Below are 19,323 nucleotides of genomic sequence, written 5' to 3'. Positions count from 1 at the left end.
GAGCGGCAACAGTCACCGCCATGGCGCGGTCGAGGATTCCGGGGAGCAGTGAGCGTCGTTTCACGTGAAACACCATGACCGGAATGTCACACATCTGACGGTGCGACACTCCGTCCCCGATCCGATACCACCCTCCTGGCGACATCCCCGTCCGGCGCACCGCCTCCGGCCTGCACAAACGCGAGGAGCGGGTAGCCCGACGGCCACCCGCTCCCGGTACCTCCGGAACCGGTCGATCAGCGCCGGCGGCGCGCACCCCCGCGGCCGCCGTCCTTGGCGCCGCGGCCGGCCCGGGCCGCCTTGGCCCGCCGAGTGGCCGCCCTCACACCGCCGGGGCTCTCGCCCGCCTCCACCCGGACCACCCGGGTCGAGGTCTCCAGCGTGCCCTCGCCCACCGAGATCACCGACCAGCGCTCCGCACCCAGCTTGGTGAGCGCGGACCGCGAGTCCTCGATCTCCTGCTCCGCGGTGTCGCCCTTCAGCGCCAGCATCTGGCCGTACGGCCGCAGCAGCGGCATCCCCCAACCGGCCAGCCGGTCCAGCGGGGCCACCGCCCGGGCCGTGACGATGTCCACCGCGACCTTGCCGACCATCTCCTCGGCCCGCCCGCGCAGCACCGTCACGTTCTCCAGACCGAGCTCGCGGACCACCTCCTCCAGGAAGGTGGTGCGCCGCAGCAGCGGCTCCAGCAGGGTGACCGAGACGTCCGGCCGGGCCATCGCCACCGGGATGCCCGGCAGGCCGGCCCCGGAGCCGACGTCGCAGAGCGAGGCGTTGGCCGGCAGCAGCTCCGCCAGCACGGCGCAGTTCAGCACGTGGCGGTCCCACAGCCGCGGCACCTCGCGCGGACCGATCAGCCCGCGCTGCACCCCGGCCGTCGCGAGCAGCTCGGTGTACCGCACCGCGACCGGCAGCCGGTCCCCGAAGATGCCCGCCGCGGCCGCCGGCGGCTCGCCGGGCCCCGCACCGGGGGTCGGAACGCCGGCAGCGGCGTCCTCCACCGGGGTGCCCCGACCGGGTGCGCCCTCCGACGGGCCGCCCTCGGTCGCCACGCCGTCCGTCTCCATGTCAGCCTCTCCGCTCACCGTATCCACCCCACATCAGGCACCATCCTCACGCGGACACCCGCCCCGCACGCAAACCGGGCCGTACGAACCACCCTCGAAGGAACGACGACCCCGCCCGCACGCGGCGGACGGGGTCGCTCGACAGGGCACGGGGTCAGCTCGGAAGCACGACCACGCACCGCTGGGGCTCCTCGCCCTCCGACTCGCTGCGCAGTCCGGCGGCCGCGACCGCGTCGTGCACCACCTTGCGCTCGAAGGGGGTCATCGGGCGGAGCTTGACCTGCTCGCCGGTGGACTTCGCCTTCTCGGCCGCCTCGGCGCCGAGCGTGGCCAGCTCGGCCCGCTTGCGGGCCCGGAAGCCCGCGATGTCCAGCATCAGACGGCTGCGCTCGCCGGTCTCCCGGTGCACCGCCAGGCGGGTCAGCTCCTGCAGCGCCTCCAGCACCTCGCCGTCCTGGCCGACCAGCCGCTGCAGCGCCCGGTCGGTGCCGTCGCTGACGATCGAGACCAGCGCCCGGTCGCCCTCGACGTCCATGTCGATGTCGCCGTCCAGGTCCGCGATGTCCAGCAGACCCTCCAGGTAGTCGGCGGCGATGTCGCCCTCGCGCTCCAGCCGCGCGACGGCGCTCTCGCCGGACTCCGCGCCTGCCTCGACCTCGACGGCGGAGGTGGTGCCTTCCGTCACTGATGGACTCCTTCGGGGATGGGCCCTCGGGTGGGGCCGAGAGGGAAGATCTGGGTCCGCGTCGACCGGCGTCGGCCGGTCAGGACTTCTTCTTCGGCCGCTGGCCGCCGCCCTGGCCGCCGCGCTTCGGCTGCTGGCGCGGGCCGGTCTTGCCGGCGGGCTGCTTGGCCGCGGAGTGGCCGGCCGGGACGGCGTCGTCCTGCTTGGACAGCGCCACCGGCTCGTCGGCGACGTGCTCCTCGACGTGCTCGCCGGTCGTCGTCTGCGCCTGGTGGCCGGCGGCCTGCTGGCGCTGCGCCTTGCTCTGCTTGCGCGGCTGCTGGCGACGGACCTGGACGGTCTCGGCCACCACGGCCTCGGCGGTCGCCGCGGGCTGCTTGTTGCCACCGGTCAGCGCGGCCAGCCAGGGGGCCTTGCGGACGGAGCCGTCCGGGTTCAGCCGGCCGGCCTTCTTCAGGCGGGCCTGGCGCTCGGCGAAGGCCTTGGAGCCCGGCGTCGGGTTGTTGCGGATGACGATCAGCTGCTGGCCCATCGACCAGACGTTGGTGGTCAGCCAGTAGACCAGGACACCGACCGGGAAGTTGATGCCCATCACGGCGAAGATGATCGGGAAGACGTACATGAGCATCTTCTGCTGCTGCATGAACGGCGTCTTGATCGTCAGGTCGACGTTCTTCGTCATCAGCTGGCGCTGGGTGACGAACTGCGACAGCGACATCAGGACGATCATCACCGCGACGACGATCTTGACGCTCAGCTCGCTGCTGCCCAGGAAGGTCGCCGAGAGCGGGGCGCCGAAGATGTGGGCCTGCTTGGCACTGTCCAGCAGCTGCTCGTTGATGACGCCGATCGTCTTATCGGCGGCCACCGAGGCCAGCACTCCGTAGAGGGCCGTGAAGAACGGGGCCTGCACCAGGATCGGGAGACAGCTCGAGAAGGGGTTGGTGCCCGCCTCCTTGTAGAGCTTCATCATCTCTTCGGACTGGCGCTGCCGGTCGTTCTTGTAGCGCTCCTGGATGGCCTTCATCTTCGGCTGGATCGCCTGCATGGCCCGGGTCGCCTTGATCTGCTTCACGAAGAGCGGGATCAGGCAGATCCGGATGACGACCACCATCGAGACGATGGACAGACCCCAGGCCCAGCCGCCGTCCGGATCGAAGACGTGGCTGTACAGCGAGTGGAACTGGACGATGATCCAGGACACCGCTGTGTAGAGGGGGCTAAGGAAGGAGAACGTCACCGGTCAGGCTCCTTGGACATCAGGATTGGCCACCGGCTCCGGCCCGGCGGTCCCACTCTTCGGGCTCAGCAGATTGCGGACCCGGCGGTGCCACACCGGGTGCTTGCGCGGTGGCACATGGTCGACCCCACCCGGCGACCAGGGGTTGCAGCGCAGGATGCGCCATGCGGTCAGACCGCTCCCCTTGATCGCACCGTGCTGGCGCACCGCCTCGTACCCGTAGTGCGAGCACGAGGGGTAGTAACGGCACACCGGCCCGAGCAGCGGACTGATCGTCCACTGGTAGAGCCTGATCAGCCCCATCAGCAGGTACTTCATCGCCCTGCTCCCGTCGGCGCACTGCCGGTCGGCTCCGCCCGGAGCAACCGCCTCAGCGCCGCGTCCAGGTCGTGTTCGAGATCGATGTACGACGCCGACCCCGCCTGGGGCAACGCGCGTACCACTATCAGGCTACCTGCGGGCAGCCGGGGCAGACGCTCACGGACGAGGTGACGAAGGCGACGCTTCACGAGATTGCGCACGACCGCGGATCCCACGGCCTTGCTCACGACGAAACCCGCACGCGCCGAAGGAAGCCCCTCGGCGGCGTGCGGGCCGCAGTCGCTTTCCCGGTCCGTCGGCCCCGGCCGGCCACCCTCTCTGTCGAGGTGGACGACCAGCAGGGGCTTACCGGCCCGGCGACCGCGTTTCACCGCGGTCGAGAAGTCCTGGCGCCGCCGCAGCCGATTCTCGGAGGGCAGCACGATCAGAACCCGTGCGCCGGATCAGGCGGACAGGCTGGCGCGGCCCTTGCCACGGCGAGCGGCCAGGATGGCGCGGCCGGCGCGGGTACGCATCCGGAGCCGGAAGCCGTGGGTCTTGGCGCGACGGCGGTTGTTCGGCTGGAAGGTGCGCTTGCTCACTCGGGGGCTCCTGAGGTGAATCGTAGGATGACGGGACGTCGCTTGGCCGTCACCGTGCGTCCGCGCGATCTCCCCTTCGACGGGAAATCCACCCCAACGGCCCAGGTCTGCTGGGGTTGGGGCCATCCACGGCGCCCGTGCTGCGCGCCTTGTGGAAGCGGGTGGACCCGCGGGCATGCGGCAGCGGCCATCGACAACTCGACCTGGTTACGGTACGCGGCACCGCCCCGGAGGGTCAAACCGGCAGCCCCGCCGCCCGTCGCCCACAGCCTGTGGACAACAACTTGAATCAGCTCTGCCCGCTGACTACCGTTGCAGGACTTGTCGGGTTTGTTCATCGATCGGACCTGCACCCGAGTCCCCCTGAGCCCCCCACCGCGGGGAACGAGAAAGCGTGCACCAGTGGCTGATGTCAACAGCGATCTCGTCCCGCTCTGGGCGAAGGTCGTCGAGCGGCTGGTCAACGACGCCGGGGTCGGGGACAGCGACAAGATGTGGCTGCGGCGCACCCAGCCGATGTGGATGATGCACGACACCGCCCTGCTGGCGGCCCCCAACGAGCGGGCCAAGCAGGTGCTGGAGGGCCGTCTCCTCCCCCAGCTCACCGAGGCGCTCACCTACGAGTTCGCCCGGCCCGTCCGGATCGCCGTGATGGTGGACGCCAACGCGCTGCCGACCCCCGAGCCGCAGCCGGCCGAGCCGCCGCGCCCGCAGCCCGGCCAGGAGTGGGCCGAGCGCCCGTACCACGGCGAGCCCGAGCGCTACGCACCCCCGTCCTACGACCAGCCCCGGCCGTACGAGCAGCAGCCCGAGCGCCCGTACGAGCAGCCGGAGCGGCCCGACCGGTACGACGCCCCCCGCTACGAGCAGGTACCGGCCCCGTACGCCGAGGAGCAGCGGCCCTGGGGCGAGCGCCCCGCCGCCCCCGCCGAGTGGGACCGCCCCGACTACGAGCAGGCGCCTCCGCCCGCGGCCGAGCGGCAGCCCGAGCCGCCCCGGCCGAAGGGGCTGCCGACCGCCACCCCCGCGCAGGGCGACCTGTTCGGCGGGGTGCTGGGGCCGGACCCGTCCGAGGCCCGGCCGCGGGCCGGCGGCGGCTCGCGCCGCGGTGCCGCCCGGCCGCCCGTCGCCCCGCCGCCGGCCCCGGGCCCGCCGGCCCTGCCCGAGCGGACCCCGGCGCCCGGCGTGCCCGCGCCGCCCGGGGCCCCGCCGGCGGGCGGCACCCGCAAGGACGAGCCGGCCCGGCTGAACCCCAAGTACCTCTTCGACACCTTCGTCATCGGCGCGAGCAACCGCTTCGCGCACGCGGCCGCGGTCGCCGTGGCCGAGGCTCCGGCGAAGGCCTACAACCCGCTGTTCATCTACGGCGAGTCCGGCCTCGGCAAGACGCACCTGCTGCACGCCATCGGCCACTACTCGCGCAGCCTCTTCCCCGGCACGCGGGTGCGGTACGTGAGCTCCGAGGAGTTCACCAACGAGTTCATCAACTCGATCCGGGACGGCAAGGCGGACGCGTTCCGCAAGCGGTACCGGGACATGGACATCCTGCTGGTGGACGACGTCCAGTTCCTGGCGAGCAAGGAGTCCACGCAGGAGGAGTTCTTCCACACCTTCAACACCCTGCACAACGCCAACAAGCAGATCGTGCTGTCGTCCGACCGGCCGCCCAAGCAGCTGATCACGCTGGAGGACCGGCTGCGCAACCGCTTCGAGTGGGGGCTGATCACCGACGTCACCCCGCCGGAGCTGGAGACCCGGATCGCGATCCTGCGCAAGAAGGCGATCCAGGAGCAGCTGAACGCCCCGGCCGACGTGCTGGAGTTCATCGCCTCCCGGATCACCCGGAACATCCGCGAGCTGGAGGGCGCGCTGATCCGGGTCACGGCCTTCGCCAACCTCAACCGGGCGCCGGTCGACCTGGAGCTGGCCGGGATCGTCCTCAAGGACCTGATCCCGGGCGGCGACGAGGACGCCGGGCCGGAGATCACCGCACAGGTGATCATGCAGCAGACGGCCGCCTACTTCGGCCTCGGCGTCGACGACCTCTGCGGATCCTCCCGCAGCCGGGTGCTGGTGACTGCGCGTCAGATCGCCATGTACCTCTGCCGCGAGCTGACGGACCTTTCGCTGCCGAAGATCGGCGCGCAGTTCGGCGGGCGCGACCACACCACGGTGATGCACGCCGACCGGAAGATCCGCTCGCTGATGGCCGAGCGCCGGTCGATCTACAACCAGGTCACCGAGCTGACCAACCGCATCAAGAGCTGATCCCCGGGCCGGCCCCGCGGGGGCGGCAGCCGGGCGTTCCAGGGCCCCGTCGACGCACCGTCGGCGGGGCCCTCGCCGTCCCCCCGGGGCCGGCCCGGAACGGGCGCCGGACGGGGCCGTGCGGCAGGTGTGGACGCCGCCGCGCCGGGGCAGCATCCACCGGACGGCGCGAGGGGCGGGAAATGCGCCGAATGGAACGTGCGTCCAGCAATTCGAACGGGTCGGCCGCGGAGCGCTGCAATCCACAGGACGGCGGGGTTTTCCCCCGTCCACAGGGGCCGGGACGCCGGGTTATCCAGAATTCGTCCACAGGAGCATCCGGGCTACGCTCTTCCCTGCAGGTCAGGTGGCTGTGGACTTGTGCACAACGGTTATCCACAGGGTGTGGAAAGTTGACGTTCCGCCAGTCGGCCGATCAGGTTGTCCACCGGTTGTCCCCAGGGAACGGACGGTTTTCCCCAGGTTCTCCACAGCTGTATCCACAGTTCGACAACTCGGCGTAGATGTTCACCCCCAGGTGTGAAAGGCGTCACGTGATGTTGCTCGACGCCCGTGGATAACCGGGGCATCATCTGGGGACAGTCCTGGGGATAACCTGTGGATACTCAGCGTGCCCTGTGGGTAACTCTCGGTCGTCCACAGCAGGGCCTGGTTGTCCACAGCGGCCGTCCACAGCGACTGTGGACAAAATATCGGCCCTGACCTGTGGAAACAGGGTTATCCACGGTTTCCACAGGCCCTACTACTACCACTACACCTAGAGACCCCTGAGCTTGATCAACAGGGGGGCGGGCCGAAATCTGTGGACAACGCGATCCCGACACCTGTTCGGGTTGCTTCCGCCCATCTGCTCCGTCTGTCGGTGGAGTACGTCAGACTGTCCTCGGCAACTGGAAGCCGCGCGGTTGCGCCGGGCGGCCCAGTGCACCGAGACGATCGAGCGCGCAGCGCACAGCAGTGAGCCAGGAGGCGGTTACCGGTGAAGTTCCGGGTGGAGCGTGATGTCCTCGCGGAGGCGGTGGCCTGGGCTGCTCGCAGCCTCCCGGCGCGGCCGCCGGTGCCGGTGCTGGCCGGCCTGCTGCTGACGGCCCAGGAGGGCTCCCTGGCCCTCTCCGGCTTCGACTACGAGGTCTCGGCCAGGGTCGAGCTGGAGGCGGACGTCGAGGAGGCCGGCACCGTCCTGGTCTCCGGCCGCCTGCTCAACGACATCTCCCGCAACCTGCCGAACCGGCCGGTGGAGATCTCCACCGACGGCATGCGGGTCAGCGTGGTCTGCGGCAGCTCCCGGTTCACCCTGCCGACCCTCCCGGTCGACGAGTACCCGGCCCTGCCGGCGATGCCGACCGCCACCGGCACGGTCTCCGGCGACGTCTTCGCCTCCGCCGTCAGCCAGGCCGCCGTCGCCGCCGGGCGGGACGACACCCTCCCGGTGCTGACCGGCGTCCGGGTCGAGATCGAGGGCGACCGGATCACCCTGGCCGCCACCGACCGGTACCGCTTCGCCGTCCGCGAGCTGCTGTGGAAGCCCGAGCAGCCGGACATCAGCGCGGTCGCCCTGGTGCCCGCCAAGACCCTGCAGGACATCGCCAAGTCCCTCGGCAGCGGCGACACGGTCTCCATCGCGCTCGCCTCCGGCGGTACGGGCGAGGGCCTGATCGGCTTCGAGGGCGCCGGCCGCCGTACCACCACCCGGCTGCTGGAGGGCGAGTTCCCGAAGTTCCGCAGTCTGTTCCCGACGGAGTTCTCGGCCGTCGCCGCGATCCAGACCCAGCCGTTCCTGGAGGCGCTCAAGCGCGTCTCCCTGGTGGCCGAGCGCAACACCCCGGTCCGGCTCAGCTTCGAGCAGGGCGTGCTGACGCTGGAGGCCGGCTCCGGCGACGACGCGCAGGCCACCGAGCGGATCGACGCCGACCTCGAGGGCGACGACATCTCGATCGCGTTCAACCCGGGCTACCTGGAGGAGGGCCTCAAGGCCATCGACTCCGCCTTCGCCCAGCTGAGCTTCACCACGCCGACCAAGCCGGCGCTGCTCAGCGGCAAGCCCGCGGTGGACGCCGAGGCGGACGAGGCGTACCAGTACCTGATCATGCCGGTCCGGCTCTCCGGCTGACCGCTGCGCCCGCCGTCCACAGGCGGGCGCACCCGGTCCACACCCTGTGGACGACGAGGCCTCGCCCGGTCGGCTGCGACCGGCGGGGCCTCGCCCCTGGGCGGCGTAGGCTCAGGGCAGCGCGGCAACGGCGCCGCCGTCTCGGCACGAAACCACAGTGAAGGACTTGTCATGGAGCTCGGCCTCATCGGTCTCGGCAAGATGGGCGGCAACATGCGCGAGCGCATCCGCCGCGCCGGCCACACCGTCATCGGCTTCGACCGGAACCCGGACCTCGCGGACGTCGACAGCCTCCAGGAGCTCATCGAGAAGCTGCACGGCCCGCGCGTGGTGTGGGTGATGGTGCCGGCCGGCGGTCCGACCCAGGAGACGGTGGAGCAGCTCGCCGAGCTCCTCGCGCCCGGCGACGTGGTGGTCGACGGCGGCAATTCCCGCTGGACGGACGACATCAAGCACGCCGAGCTGCTGGCCGCCAAGGGCATCGGCTTCGTCGACTGCGGCGTCTCCGGCGGTGTCTGGGGCCTGGAGAACGGCTACGCGCTGATGTACGGCGGCGACGCCGAGCACGTCGAGCGGGTCAAGCCGATCTTCGACGCGCTGAAGCCCGAGGGCGACTTCGGCTCGGTGCACGCGGGCAAGGTCGGTGCCGGCCACTTCGCGAAGATGGTCCACAACGGCATCGAGTACGCGATGATGCAGGCCTTCGCCGAGGGCTGGGAGCTGCTGGAGGCGGCCCCCGAGGTCACCGACGTGCGCGAGGTCTTCCGCTCCTGGCAGGAGGGCACGGTCATCCGCTCCTGGCTGCTGGACCTGGCCGTCCGGGCGCTGGACGACGACGAGCACCTCGCCAAGCTCAAGGGCTGGGCGGCGGACTCCGGCGAGGGCCGCTGGACGGTCGAGGCCGCGATCGACCACGCGGTGCCGCTGCCGGCGATCACCGCCTCGCTGTTCGCCCGCTTCGCCTCGCGGCAGGAGGACTCGCCGCAGATGAAGATGATCGCCGCCCTGCGCAACCAGTTCGGCGGCCACGCGGTCGAGTCGAAGTAGTCCACGGAAGGCGGGCGCAGTCCACCACCATGCATGTCGCGCATCTGTCGCTCGCCGACTTCCGTTCCTACGCCCGGGTCGAGGTGCCCCTCGACCCGGGCGTCACCGCGTTCGTGGGGCCCAACGGCCAGGGCAAGACCAACCTCGTCGAGGCCGTCGGCTACGTGGCGACGCTCGGCAGCCACCGGGTGGCCACCGACGCCCCGCTGATCCGGCTGGGGGCCGAGCGGGCGGTCGTCCGCTGCTCGATCGTGCGTGAGCAGCGGCCCACCCTGGTCGAACTGGAGATCACCCCGGGCAAGGCCAACCGGGCGCGGATCAACCGCTCGGACAACGTCCGGCCGCGCGACGTGCTGGGGCTGCTGCGGACGGTGCTGTTCGCCCCCGAGGACCTCGCCCTGGTGAAGGGCGACCCGGGCGAGCGGCGACGCTTCCTGGACGAGCTGCTGACCGCACGCGCCCCCCGGCTCGCCGGGGTCCGGCAGGACTACGAGCGGGTGCTGAAGCAGCGCAACGCCCTGCTGAAGACGGCGGCGACGGCCCGCCGGGCGGGCGGCGGCAAGGGCGCGGACCTCTCAACCCTGGAGGTCTGGGACGGCCACCTGGCCCGGGCCGGCGCGGAGCTGACCGCCTTCCGGCTGCAGCTGGTCGGTGCGCTGCAGCCGCTGGTCGCCCAGGCGTACCGGCAGCTCGCGCCGGGCGGCGGTGAGACGGTGCTGGAGTACCGAAGCTCCTTCGAGGGGGCGCTGCCCACCAGCCGGGAGCAGGCGGAGGAGCAGCTGCTCGCCGCGCTGCAGGAGGTGCGCAAGCAGGAGGTCGCCCGCGGGCTGACCCTGGTCGGTCCGCACCGGGACGAGCTGGTGCTGCGGCTCGGCCCGCTGCCGGCCAAGGGGTACGCCAGCCACGGCGAGTCCTGGTCGTTCGCGCTGGCGCTGCGGCTGGCCTCGTACGAGCTGCTGAAGGCGGACGGCGGCGAGCCGGTGCTGATCCTGGACGACGTCTTCGCCGAGCTGGACGCGCGGCGCCGCGACCGACTGGCGGAGCTGGTGGCCGGCGGCGAGCAGGTGCTGGTGACCGCGGCCGTCCCGGAGGACGTCCCGAAGGCCCTGACCGGCGCGCGCTACGCAGTCTCCGAGGGCACGGTGGCCCGGCTCGACCCCTAGGACGTTTCTTTCGGATCTTGCCGGGCGCGCGGGCGGGCCCGCGCGCGTCCTCGCGGCCGGGCCGGTGCGTACCCTGGAAGGCTCAGCGTTGCAGCGACGAGGGAGAGCCGCGCATGGGCGAGACGCCGCCGCAGGGGGCCGGGCAGGCCGATCCGTCCGGGGTCGACCTGGCCCGGGTGGCGCTGCGGGCGGCCAAGGAGCAGGCGCGGCAGCGCGGCGAGCAGGTCCGGGAGAAGCGCGAGGCAAAGCGGCACGGGCTGCGCAGCGGGGCGCGGGCGGACGGCCGCGATCCGGTTCCGCTGGGGGCGGCGCTGAACCGTCTGATCACGGAGCGGGGTTGGGAGGCGCCGGCGGCGGTCGGCGGGGTGATGGGCCGCTGGCCGCAGATCGTCGGGCCGGACATCGCGGCGCACTGCGTGCCCAAGCAGTTCGAGGAAGCCGCGGCGGTCCTCACCGTGCAGTGTGACTCCACCGCATGGGCCACTCAACTACGCCTTTTGGCAAGGCAGTTGGTGGCGCGACTGAACCACGAGCTGGGGCACGGCACGGTACGGGTGATCAAGGTCCTGGGTCCGGACGCCCCCAAACGCGGCTACGGCCGGCTGCGTGCGCCGGGCAGCCGCGGGCCGGGCGACACCTGGGGCTGACGGCATCACCCGGAGTGAACGGATCCGGAACGCCTGGCGGCCCGTCCAGGGGCTCTGAGACCCCCTGGCGAGTATCGGGACATGTGCGGAGGGGATTCAGGGCGGCACATCTGCCCTCAGGGGCTGCCAAACGCCCGTCTCTGTCAGTCGTACCGGTAGACTGAAGAGCAAACGCTGTTGCTCGCAGCAACCGAGTCGAAACGCCGTGGTCGCAGACCCGCCCGACGAAGGGGCGGGGGTGCGGCCCGCGCTGTGCCAGAGAGGGCGCTTCGTGGCCGATTCCGGCAATCCCAGCCAGACCAATGAATCCATCGACCCCGTGACCGGGACCTCCTACGACGCCAACGCCATCCAGGTGTTGGAGGGGCTGGACGCTGTCCGCAAGCGCCCGGGCATGTACATCGGCTCGACAGGTGAGCGCGGCCTGCACCACCTGGTCTACGAGGTCGTGGACAACTCCGTCGACGAGGCGCTGGCCGGGCACGCGGACACCATCGGCGTGACGATCCTCCCCGACGGCGGGGTCCGGGTCGTCGACAACGGCCGCGGCATTCCCGTCGGCATCGTGCCGGGGCAGGAGAAGCCCGCCGTCGAGGTCGTCCTCACCGTGCTGCACGCAGGCGGCAAGTTCGGCGGCGGCGGCTACGCCGTCTCCGGCGGTCTGCACGGCGTCGGCGTCTCGGTCGTCAACGCGCTCTCGACGCGCCTCGCGGTCGAGATCCACACCGACGGCCACCGCTGGACCCAGGACTACAAGATGGGTGCGCCGACCGCCCCGCTCGACCGGCACGAGGCCACCGAGCGCACCGGCACCAGCGTCACGTTCTGGGCCGACGGCGACATCTTCGAGACCACCGTCTACTCCTTCGAGACGCTCTCCCGCCGCTTCCAGGAGATGGCCTTCCTCAACAAGGGCCTGACCATCTCGCTGACCGACGAGCGCCCCGAGCACTCCGACGACGAGGGCAACCCGCTCTCCGTCACCTACCGCTACGACGGCGGCATCGCCGACTTCGTCGCGCACCTCAACTCCCGCAAGGGCGAGGTCGTCCACCCCTCGGTCATCTCCTTCGAGGCCGAGGACAAGGACCGGACGATCTCCGTCGAGGTCGCCATGCAGTGGAACGCCTCGTACAGCGAGGGCGTGTACTCCTTCGCCAACACCATCCACACCCACGGCGGCGGCACCCACGAGGAGGGCTTCCGCGCCGCGCTGACCGGTCTGATGAACCGGTACGCCCGCGACAAGAAGCTGCTCCGGGAGAAGGACGACAACCTCTCCGGCGAGGACATCCGCGAGGGTCTGACCGCGATCATCTCGGTCAAGCTCGGCGAGCCGCAGTTCGAGGGCCAGACCAAGGACAAGCTCGGCAACACCGAGGCCAAGACCTTCGTGCAGAAGGTCGTCAACGAGCACCTCGCCGACTGGCTGGACCGCAACCCCAACGAGGCCGCGGACATCATCCGCAAGTCCATCCAGGCCGCCAGCGCCCGGGTCGCCGCCCGCAAGGCCCGCGACCTGACGCGCCGCAAGGGCCTGCTGGAGACCGCCTCGCTGCCGGGCAAGCTCTCCGACTGCCAGTCCAAGGACGCGGCGGAGTGCGAGATCTTCATCGTCGAGGGCGACTCGGCCGGCGGCTCGGCCAAGCAGGGCCGCGACCCCCGCACCCAGGCGATCCTCCCGATCCGCGGCAAGATCCTCAACGTCGAGAAGGCGCGGATCGACAAGGTGCTGCAGAACACCGAGGTCCAGGCGCTGATCTCGGCCTTCGGCTGCGGCATCCAGGAGGACTACGACGCCGAGAAGCTGCGGTACCACAAGATCGTCCTGATGGCCGACGCCGACGTCGACGGCCAGCACATCCGCACCCTGCTGCTCACCCTGCTGTTCCGCTTCATGCGGCCGCTGGTCGAGGCCGGGTACGTGTACCTGGCGATGCCCCCGCTGTACAAGATCAAGTGGGGCAAGGACGACTTCGAGTACGCCTACTCCGACCGCGAGCGCGACGCCGTGATCGCGGCCGGCGTCGAGGCCGGCCGGCGCCTGCCCAAGGACGACGCCATCCAGCGCTTCAAGGGTCTCGGCGAGATGAACGCCGAGGAGCTGCGGATCACCACCATGGACCCGGCGCACCGCCTGCTGCTGCAGGTGACCCTGGAGGACGCCGCCCGGGCCGACGACCTGTTCTCCGTCCTGATGGGCGAGGACGTCGAGGCCCGCCGCTCCTTCATCCAGCGCAACGCCAAGGACGTCCGCTTCCTGGACGTGTGATCCCCACCGGGATCCCACGGACCAGTCACGCGTGAAAGGAAACTGACCACCAGTGGTCGACGACAACCGTCCGGACGGCGACGAGACTCCGGAGAACACCGAGGCCCAGGGCGCCCTGCGGATCGAGCCGATCGAGCTCGAGACGGAGATGCAGCGCTCGTACCTCGACTACGCGATGAGCGTCATCGTGAGCCGGGCCCTGCCCGAGGTCCGCGACGGCCTCAAGCCGGTGCACCGGCGCGTGCTCTACGCGATGTACGACGGCGGCTACCGCCCCGAGAAGGGCTACTACAAGTGCGCCCGCGTCGTCGGCGACGTCATGGGCAACTACCACCCGCACGGCGACTCGTCGATCTACGACACCCTGGTGCGCCTCGCCCAGACGTGGTCGATGCGGATGCCGCTGGTCGACGGCAACGGCAACTTCGGCTCCCCGGGCAACGACCCGGCCGCGGCGATGCGCTACACCGAGTGCAAGATGATGCCGCTGGCCATGGAGATGATGCGCGACATCGACGAGGAGACCGTCGACTTCGCCTCCAACTACGACGGCCGCTCGCAGGAGCCGACCGTCCTGCCCTCGCGCATCCCCAACCTGCTGATCAACGGTGCCACCGGCATCGCGGTCGGCATGGCCACCAACATCCCGCCGCACAACCTCCGCGAGGTCGCCTCCGGTGCCCTGTGGGCCCTGGAGCACCCCGAGGCCTCCAACGAGGAGCTGCTGGAGGCCCTGATCGAGCGGATCAAGGGCCCCGACTTCCCGACCGGCGCGCTGATCGTCGGCCGCCGCGGCATCGAGGACGCGTACCGCACCGGCCGCGGCTCGATCACCATGCGCGCGGTCGTCGAGGTCGAGGAGATCCAGGGCCGCCAGTGCCTGGTCATCACCGAGCTGCCCTACCAGGTCAACCCGGACAACCTCGCGCTGAAGATCGCCGACCTGGTCAAGGACGGCAAGATCGCCGGCATCGCGGACGTCCGCGACGAGTCCTCCTCGCGCACCGGCCAGCGCCTGGTCATCGTGCTCAAGCGGGACGCGGTCGCCAAGGTCGTGCTCAACAACCTGTACAAGCACACCGACCTGCAGACCAACTTCGGCGCCAACATGCTCGCCCTGGTCGACGGCGTGCCGCGCACCCTCTCGCTGGATGCCTTCATCCGGCACTGGGTCGCCCACCAGATCGAGGTCATCGTCCGCCGGACGACCTTCCGGCTGCGCAAGGCCGAGGAGCGCGCCCACATCCTGCGCGCGCTGCTCAAGGCCCTCGACCAGATCGACGCGGTCATCGCCCTCATCCGGGCCTCGGAGAGCGCCGACGCCGCCCGCACCGGTCTGATGGGCCTGCTCCAGATCGACGAGCTCCAGGCCAACGCCATCCTCGAGATGCAGCTGCGCCGCCTCGCCGCCCTGGAGAGCGCCCGCATCCTCAGCGAGCACGACGAGCTGCAGGCGAAGATCAACGAGTACAACCAGATCCTCGCCTCCCCCGTCCGCCAGCGCGGGATCGTCTCCGAGGAGCTCACCGCGATCGTCGAGAAGTACGGCGACGAGCGGCGCTCCACCCTCATCCCCTCCGACGGCGACCTCTCCATCGAGGACCTCATCGCCGAGGAGGACATCGTCGTCACCATCACCCGCGGCGGCTACGTCAAGCGCACCCGCTCCGACCTCTACCGCTCGCAGAAGCGCGGCGGCAAGGGCGTGCGCGGCGCCCAGCTGAAGCAGGACGACATCGTCGACCACTTCTTCGTGACGACGACCCACAACTGGATCCTGTTCTTCACCAACAAGGGCCGGGTCTACCGGGCCAAGGGCTACGAGCTGCCGGACGCCGGCCGCGACGCCCGCGGTCAGCACGTCGCCAACCTGCTCGCCTTCCAGCCCGAGGAGCACATCGCCCAGGTCATGGCGGTGCGCACCTACGAGGACAAGCCGTACCTGGTCCTCGCCACCCGGGCCGGCCTGGTCAAGAAGTCCGCGCTGAAGGACTACGACTCCCCCCGTTCCGGCGGCCTGATCGCGATCAACCTGCGCCAGGACGACGAGGGCCGGGACGACGAGCTGATCGGCGCCGAGCTGGTCTCCGCCGACGACGACCTGCTGCTGATCTCCCGCAAGGCCCAGTCGATCCGGTTCACCGCGACGGACGAGGCGCTGCGCCCGATGAGCCGCGCCACCTCCGGCGTGAAGGGCATGGCCTTCCGCGAGGACGACGAACTCCTCTCGATGAACGTGATCCGGCCGGGTACCTTCGTGTTCACGGCCACCGACGGCGGCTACGCCAAGCGCACGTCGGTCGACGAGTACCGTGTCCAGGGACGCGGAGGCTTCGGCATCAAGGCGGCGAAGATCGTCGAGGGCCGGGGCTCGTTGGTCGGGGCCCTGGTCGTCGAGGAGACCGACGAGATCATGGCCATCACCCTCTCGGGCGGCGTGATCCGGACGAGGGTTTCCGAGGTCCGTGAAACCGGACGTGACACCATGGGCGTCCAACTGATCAACCTCGGAAAGCGCGACGCGGTGGTGGGCATGGCCCGCAACGCGGAGGCGGAGGACGAGGACACCGCGGAGGGCGAGGCCGACGAGGCCCAGGCCGCCGCGGACACGACGACGGCGGACGGCACGGCCGACCAGGCCTGACCGCACGTCCGGGCGGCCGGCGCAGCCCTCCCCGAGGGGCGCGCCGGCTGCCGACCGGCGCCGGCCCACCTGGCCGGGGCCGGCCGACAGACGATGACCGGGCGGCGGCGGCCTCCCGGGAAGGAACGGCGGGAGGACCAGGGTGAGTGGAGCCACGGGCGGAGCGGGAGGTGCCGCGGGCGGAGCTCCGGGTGCCGCGCAGGGCGGAACGCCCTACAGCGGCGTACCGCAGCCTCCGGCCGAGCACCAGGCCGCTTCCACCTCGCTGATGCCCCCCGTCGCCTCCGCCGGCCAGCCCGGCTCCGGCGGCACCGGTGGCGGCTTCGCCGCGGGCGGCGGCACCGCGCCGTCCGCTCCGCCGGCCCCGAGCGCCCCGCCCTCGGCGGGCGGCTACTCGCAGCCGACCACCTACTCCAAGGGCCAGCCCACGCCGGCCCGCGGCACCCGGGTCCCCGGCGCGGCGGCGCAGTCCGCCCCGGCCGCGCGCCGGCCCTCCGCCAGCCCCGGCTCCGCCGCCGGTGCCGGCGGCCGCGTCCGCAAGGCCCGGCTGCGGGTGATCAAGGCCGACCCGTGGTCGGTCATGAAGGTCAGCTTCCTGCTGTCGCTGGCCGTCGGCGTGGTCATCATCGTGGCCTCCGCCGTGCTGTGGATCGTCCTCAACGCGCTCGGCGTCTTCGACTCGCTGACCAGCACGCTCAAGGACGTCACCGGCTCGGACACCTCCGGCGGCTTCGACCTCATGGAGTACATCGGCTTCGGCCGGGTGATGGTCTTCACCACGCTGATCGCCATCATCGACGTCGTGCTGATGACCGCGCTCGCCACCCTCTCGGCGTTCATCTACAACACCGCGGCCGGCTTCACCGGCGGTGTCGAGCTGACCCTCGCCGAGGAGGACTGACCTCCACCTCCTCCTCTCCCTGATCGTTGACATCGGGTCAGTTCCCGGGAACAACGCGGGCCCCGACGGCTGTTGCAGCTGTCGGGGCCCGCTGGCATCCGGGTGACAGCGCCACCGCCCCGGCGTGCCGGACGGCCCCGCGGCCCCGGGCGGCGGTTGGCTGTGGCGGTGCCGGGGGCGCCCGGACTGTCCGGTATGACTGCTCGGAGGTGTCTGATGGCCGAGGTCGCGACGGAGCTGGTCGGTGCGGTGGAGTCACTGCTCGGTGCCCGGATCCCGGTGCGCCTGACGGCCTGGGACGGCAGCACCGCCGGCCCGCCCGGCGCCCCCGGACTCGTCCTGCGCAACCGGCGCGCCCTGCGCCGCCTGCTCTGGCACCCGGACGAGCTCGGCCTCGCCCGCGCCTACGTCTCCGGGGACCTCGACACCGCCCCGGACACCGACCTCTACGAGGTGCTCTCCGCCGTCGGCCGGTTCTCCGACCGCACCGACGTCCACCGGCCCGGCCTCGCCGACGTCCTCTCGGGCCCCGGGCGGCGCGCCCTGCGCACCGCCCTCGTGGCAGGCGCCGTGGGCCCGCAGCCCGCTCCCCCGCCGGAGGAGGTCCCCAAGGGCCACGGGCGCGCCCACAGCCGCCGCCGGGACCGCGAGGCCATCAGCCACCACTACGACGTCGGCAACGACTTCTACGGGCTCGTCCTCGGCCCCAGCATGGTCTACTCGTGCGCCTACTGGACGCCCGGGGCGAAGAGCCTGGAGGCCGCCCAGGAGGCCAAGCTCGACCTGATCTGCCGCAAGCTGGGGCTGCGGCCCGGCCTGCGGCTGCTCGACGTGGGCTGCGGCTGGGGCTCCCTGCTGCTGCACGCGGCCCGGCACCACGGCGTCAGCGCGGTGGGCGTCTCCATCTCCGCCGAGCAGGTGGAGTACGCACGCCGCCGGGTCGCCGACGCCGGGCTCGCCGACCGGATCGAGATCCGGCTGCAGGACTACCGGGAGATCCCCGACGGCCCCTTCGACGCGATCTCCAGCGTCGGCATGGCCGAGCACGTCGGCGCCGTCCAGTACCTCGGCTACGCCCGCGGCCTGTACGGGCTGCTCGCCCCCGGCGGCCGGCTGCTCAACCACCAGATCTCCCGCCGCCCCGACCGCCCCGGCGAGCCCTACGTCCCCAGCCCCTTCATCAACCGGTACGTCTTCCCCGACGGCGAGCTCGCGCCGGTGGGCAGCACCGTCTCCCTCCTGGAGGAGGCCGGCTTCGAGGTCAGGGACGTCGAGTCGCTGCGCGAGCACTACGCACTGACCCTGCGCGAGTGGGTGGCCAACCTGGAGGCGCACTGGCAGACGGCGGCCCAGCTGGCCGGCCGCGGCCGTGCCCGGGTGTGGCGGCTGTACATGGCCGCCTCGGCCGTCGCCTTCGAGGAGAACCGGATCGGCATCAACCAGGTGCTCGCCGTCCGCACCACCGAGGCCGGCGCCAGTGGCCTCCCCGCCACCCGCGAGCAGTGGCTCGCCGAGGCCCGCCACAGCTCCGACCGGCCCCGATCGGAGCACCCGGCCGATACGGATTTGGGAGATCGGCCGTCGGTCCGCTAATCTTTCAGTGCGGCAAGGGGCTATAGCTCAGACGGTTAGAGCGCTTCCCTGATAAGGAAGAGGCCACAGGTTCAAGTCCTGTTAGCCCCACCTGCACGAGAGGCCCGGATGATTCGTCATCCGGGCCTCTCGCTTTGCCCGTTGCGGCAGCGAGCCGCGCCGACGGCGGCGGAGGCCGTGGGCCGGTCCACCCGGGGTGGCGGGCCGGGCGCCGTTCGGCCACCCGGGTGGGGCGCCGGCCGCCGACCGGGTGAACCGCCTCCCTGGACCTTTCGTCCCGGGCCCGGCAGGCTGGTGCCGAGGGCACGGGTGCGGGACGGGGGGTGGTCGACGCGTGGCGATCTTCTGGGCGATGAGCCTGCCCGGGCTGGTGTGCGCCCTGGTGGCGCTGGCCGTGGTGGACCAGCTGGCCCTGCGGGCGCGGCGGGCCGGGCGGCTGCCGTGGCGCGGTGCGGGCCGCGAGGGCCAGATCTCGGCGACCGGGTTCGAGCAGCTGCACGCCCAGTTCGCCGCGGGCAAGCAGCACGAGCTGAAGCAGCGCGGTACCACGCTGATGCTCCGCGACGAGGAGGGCGACGGGGCCCCGCCCCGCGGCGGCGTCGACCTGCGGCGCGGCACCGCGGTGCTGTCCGCCCGTTCGGGCGCCGACGGCCGCCGCTAGGAGCCGTCGCGTCAATCGGGCACGGGGGGAGCGGCGTTGAACGCGGTGGCGGGCCGCTCGGAAGCGGGTTACCGGTGTGTATCATCGGCCGCAGGGCGGTCCGTCGGCCCGACCGCCCTTGAT

The 19,323-nt window shown here is 71.6% G+C and carries 16 protein-coding genes and 1 tRNA gene; 11 read left to right on the top strand and 6 right to left on the bottom strand.

Annotation, left to right across the window (positions count from 1 at the left end; all coding sequences use genetic code 11):
- Positions 1 to 236: 236 nt before the first annotated feature.
- From rsmG to rpmH, 6 genes are all read right to left on the bottom strand, one after another.
- Positions 237 to 1,067 (bottom strand): 16S rRNA (guanine(527)-N(7))-methyltransferase RsmG, encoded by an 831-nt coding sequence (rsmG, locus tag AB0O09_RS16925; protein ID WP_363542439.1) that lies wholly within the window; start codon positions 1,065 to 1,067, stop codon positions 237 to 239.
- Positions 1,068 to 1,221: 154 nt separating this feature from the next.
- Complete coding sequence (locus AB0O09_RS16920) at positions 1,222 to 1,680, bottom strand: R3H domain-containing nucleic acid-binding protein (protein WP_344623082.1); 459 nt, start codon at positions 1,678 to 1,680, stop codon at positions 1,222 to 1,224.
- 151 nt (positions 1,681 to 1,831) lie between these two features.
- A complete protein-coding gene (gene yidC / locus AB0O09_RS16915; RefSeq protein WP_363542438.1) occupies positions 1,832 to 2,992 on the bottom strand; it encodes a membrane protein insertase YidC in 1,161 nt (386 codons plus the stop codon).
- Between the two features lie 3 nt (positions 2,993 to 2,995).
- Positions 2,996 to 3,310 carry a membrane protein insertion efficiency factor YidD gene (gene yidD, locus AB0O09_RS16910; RefSeq protein ID WP_344623013.1) on the bottom strand — a complete coding sequence of 105 codons (315 nt, stop codon included), beginning with the start codon at positions 3,308 to 3,310 and terminating at the stop codon, positions 2,996 to 2,998.
- On the bottom strand, positions 3,307 to 3,735 hold the full coding sequence (rnpA, locus tag AB0O09_RS16905; RefSeq protein ID WP_344623014.1) for a ribonuclease P protein component: 429 nt from the start codon (positions 3,733 to 3,735) through the stop codon (positions 3,307 to 3,309). Before rnpA ends, yidD begins: the two co-directional genes overlap by 4 nt.
- A 21-nt stretch (positions 3,736 to 3,756) precedes the next feature.
- Positions 3,757 to 3,894 carry a 50S ribosomal protein L34 gene (gene rpmH, locus AB0O09_RS16900; RefSeq protein WP_030059672.1) on the bottom strand — a complete coding sequence of 46 codons (138 nt, stop codon included), beginning with the start codon at positions 3,892 to 3,894 and terminating at the stop codon, positions 3,757 to 3,759.
- A 402-nt stretch (positions 3,895 to 4,296) separates the two neighbouring features.
- Between rpmH and dnaA the strand changes: the two genes are divergently transcribed.
- The 11 genes from dnaA to AB0O09_RS16845 all read left to right on the top strand — a co-directional run bounded on the left by dnaA (position 4,297) and on the right by AB0O09_RS16845 (position 19,200).
- Positions 4,297 to 6,162: a chromosomal replication initiator protein DnaA gene (dnaA, locus tag AB0O09_RS16895; protein ID WP_363542437.1), complete on the top strand. Its 1,866-nt coding sequence runs from the start codon at positions 4,297 to 4,299 to the stop codon at positions 6,160 to 6,162.
- Positions 6,163 to 7,141: 979 nt separating this feature from the next.
- Positions 7,142 to 8,272: a DNA polymerase III subunit beta gene (gene dnaN, locus AB0O09_RS16890; protein WP_363542436.1), complete on the top strand. Its 1,131-nt coding sequence runs from the start codon at positions 7,142 to 7,144 to the stop codon at positions 8,270 to 8,272.
- Positions 8,273 to 8,443: 171 nt separating this feature from the next.
- The gene (gene gnd, locus AB0O09_RS16885; protein WP_363542435.1) at positions 8,444 to 9,319 is read left to right on the top strand and encodes a phosphogluconate dehydrogenase (NAD(+)-dependent, decarboxylating); all 876 of its coding nucleotides are present in this window, start codon (positions 8,444 to 8,446) and stop codon (positions 9,317 to 9,319) included.
- 29 nt (positions 9,320 to 9,348) lie between these two features.
- Positions 9,349 to 10,482 (top strand): DNA replication/repair protein RecF, encoded by a 1,134-nt coding sequence (recF, locus tag AB0O09_RS16880; protein WP_363542434.1) that lies wholly within the window; start codon positions 9,349 to 9,351, stop codon positions 10,480 to 10,482.
- Between the two features lie 113 nt (positions 10,483 to 10,595).
- On the top strand, positions 10,596 to 11,129 hold the full coding sequence (locus AB0O09_RS16875; RefSeq protein ID WP_363542433.1) for a DciA family protein: 534 nt from the start codon (positions 10,596 to 10,598) through the stop codon (positions 11,127 to 11,129).
- A 271-nt stretch (positions 11,130 to 11,400) separates the two neighbouring features.
- Positions 11,401 to 13,401, top strand: coding sequence for a DNA topoisomerase (ATP-hydrolyzing) subunit B (gene gyrB / locus AB0O09_RS16870; RefSeq protein ID WP_363542432.1), 2,001 nt, complete (start codon positions 11,401 to 11,403; stop codon positions 13,399 to 13,401).
- 115 nt (positions 13,402 to 13,516) lie between these two features.
- Complete coding sequence (gene gyrA, locus AB0O09_RS16865; RefSeq protein ID WP_344623083.1) at positions 13,517 to 16,045, top strand: DNA gyrase subunit A; 2,529 nt, start codon at positions 13,517 to 13,519, stop codon at positions 16,043 to 16,045.
- A gap of 268 nt (positions 16,046 to 16,313) precedes the next feature.
- A complete protein-coding gene (locus AB0O09_RS16860) occupies positions 16,314 to 16,946 on the top strand; it encodes a DUF3566 domain-containing protein (RefSeq protein ID WP_363542431.1) in 633 nt (210 codons plus the stop codon).
- Between the two features lie 216 nt (positions 16,947 to 17,162).
- On the top strand, positions 17,163 to 18,539 hold the full coding sequence (locus tag AB0O09_RS16855; RefSeq protein ID WP_363542430.1) for a cyclopropane-fatty-acyl-phospholipid synthase family protein: 1,377 nt from the start codon (positions 17,163 to 17,165) through the stop codon (positions 18,537 to 18,539).
- 16 nt (positions 18,540 to 18,555) lie between these two features.
- Positions 18,556 to 18,629, top strand: a tRNA-Ile gene (locus tag AB0O09_RS16850).
- A 262-nt stretch (positions 18,630 to 18,891) separates the two neighbouring features.
- Positions 18,892 to 19,200, top strand: a complete 309-nt coding sequence (locus AB0O09_RS16845; RefSeq protein ID WP_363542465.1) for a DUF6191 domain-containing protein — start codon at positions 18,892 to 18,894, stop codon at positions 19,198 to 19,200.
- Positions 19,201 to 19,323 lie beyond the last annotated feature (123 nt).

Origin of the sequence: Kitasatospora sp. NPDC093679, assembly GCF_040683455.1 — a bacterium.
Lineage (GTDB): Bacteria > Actinomycetota > Actinomycetes > Streptomycetales > Streptomycetaceae > Kitasatospora > Kitasatospora arboriphila.
Note: the sequence above shows the minus strand (reverse complement) of the source record. Positions and strands in the feature narration are given on the sequence as shown.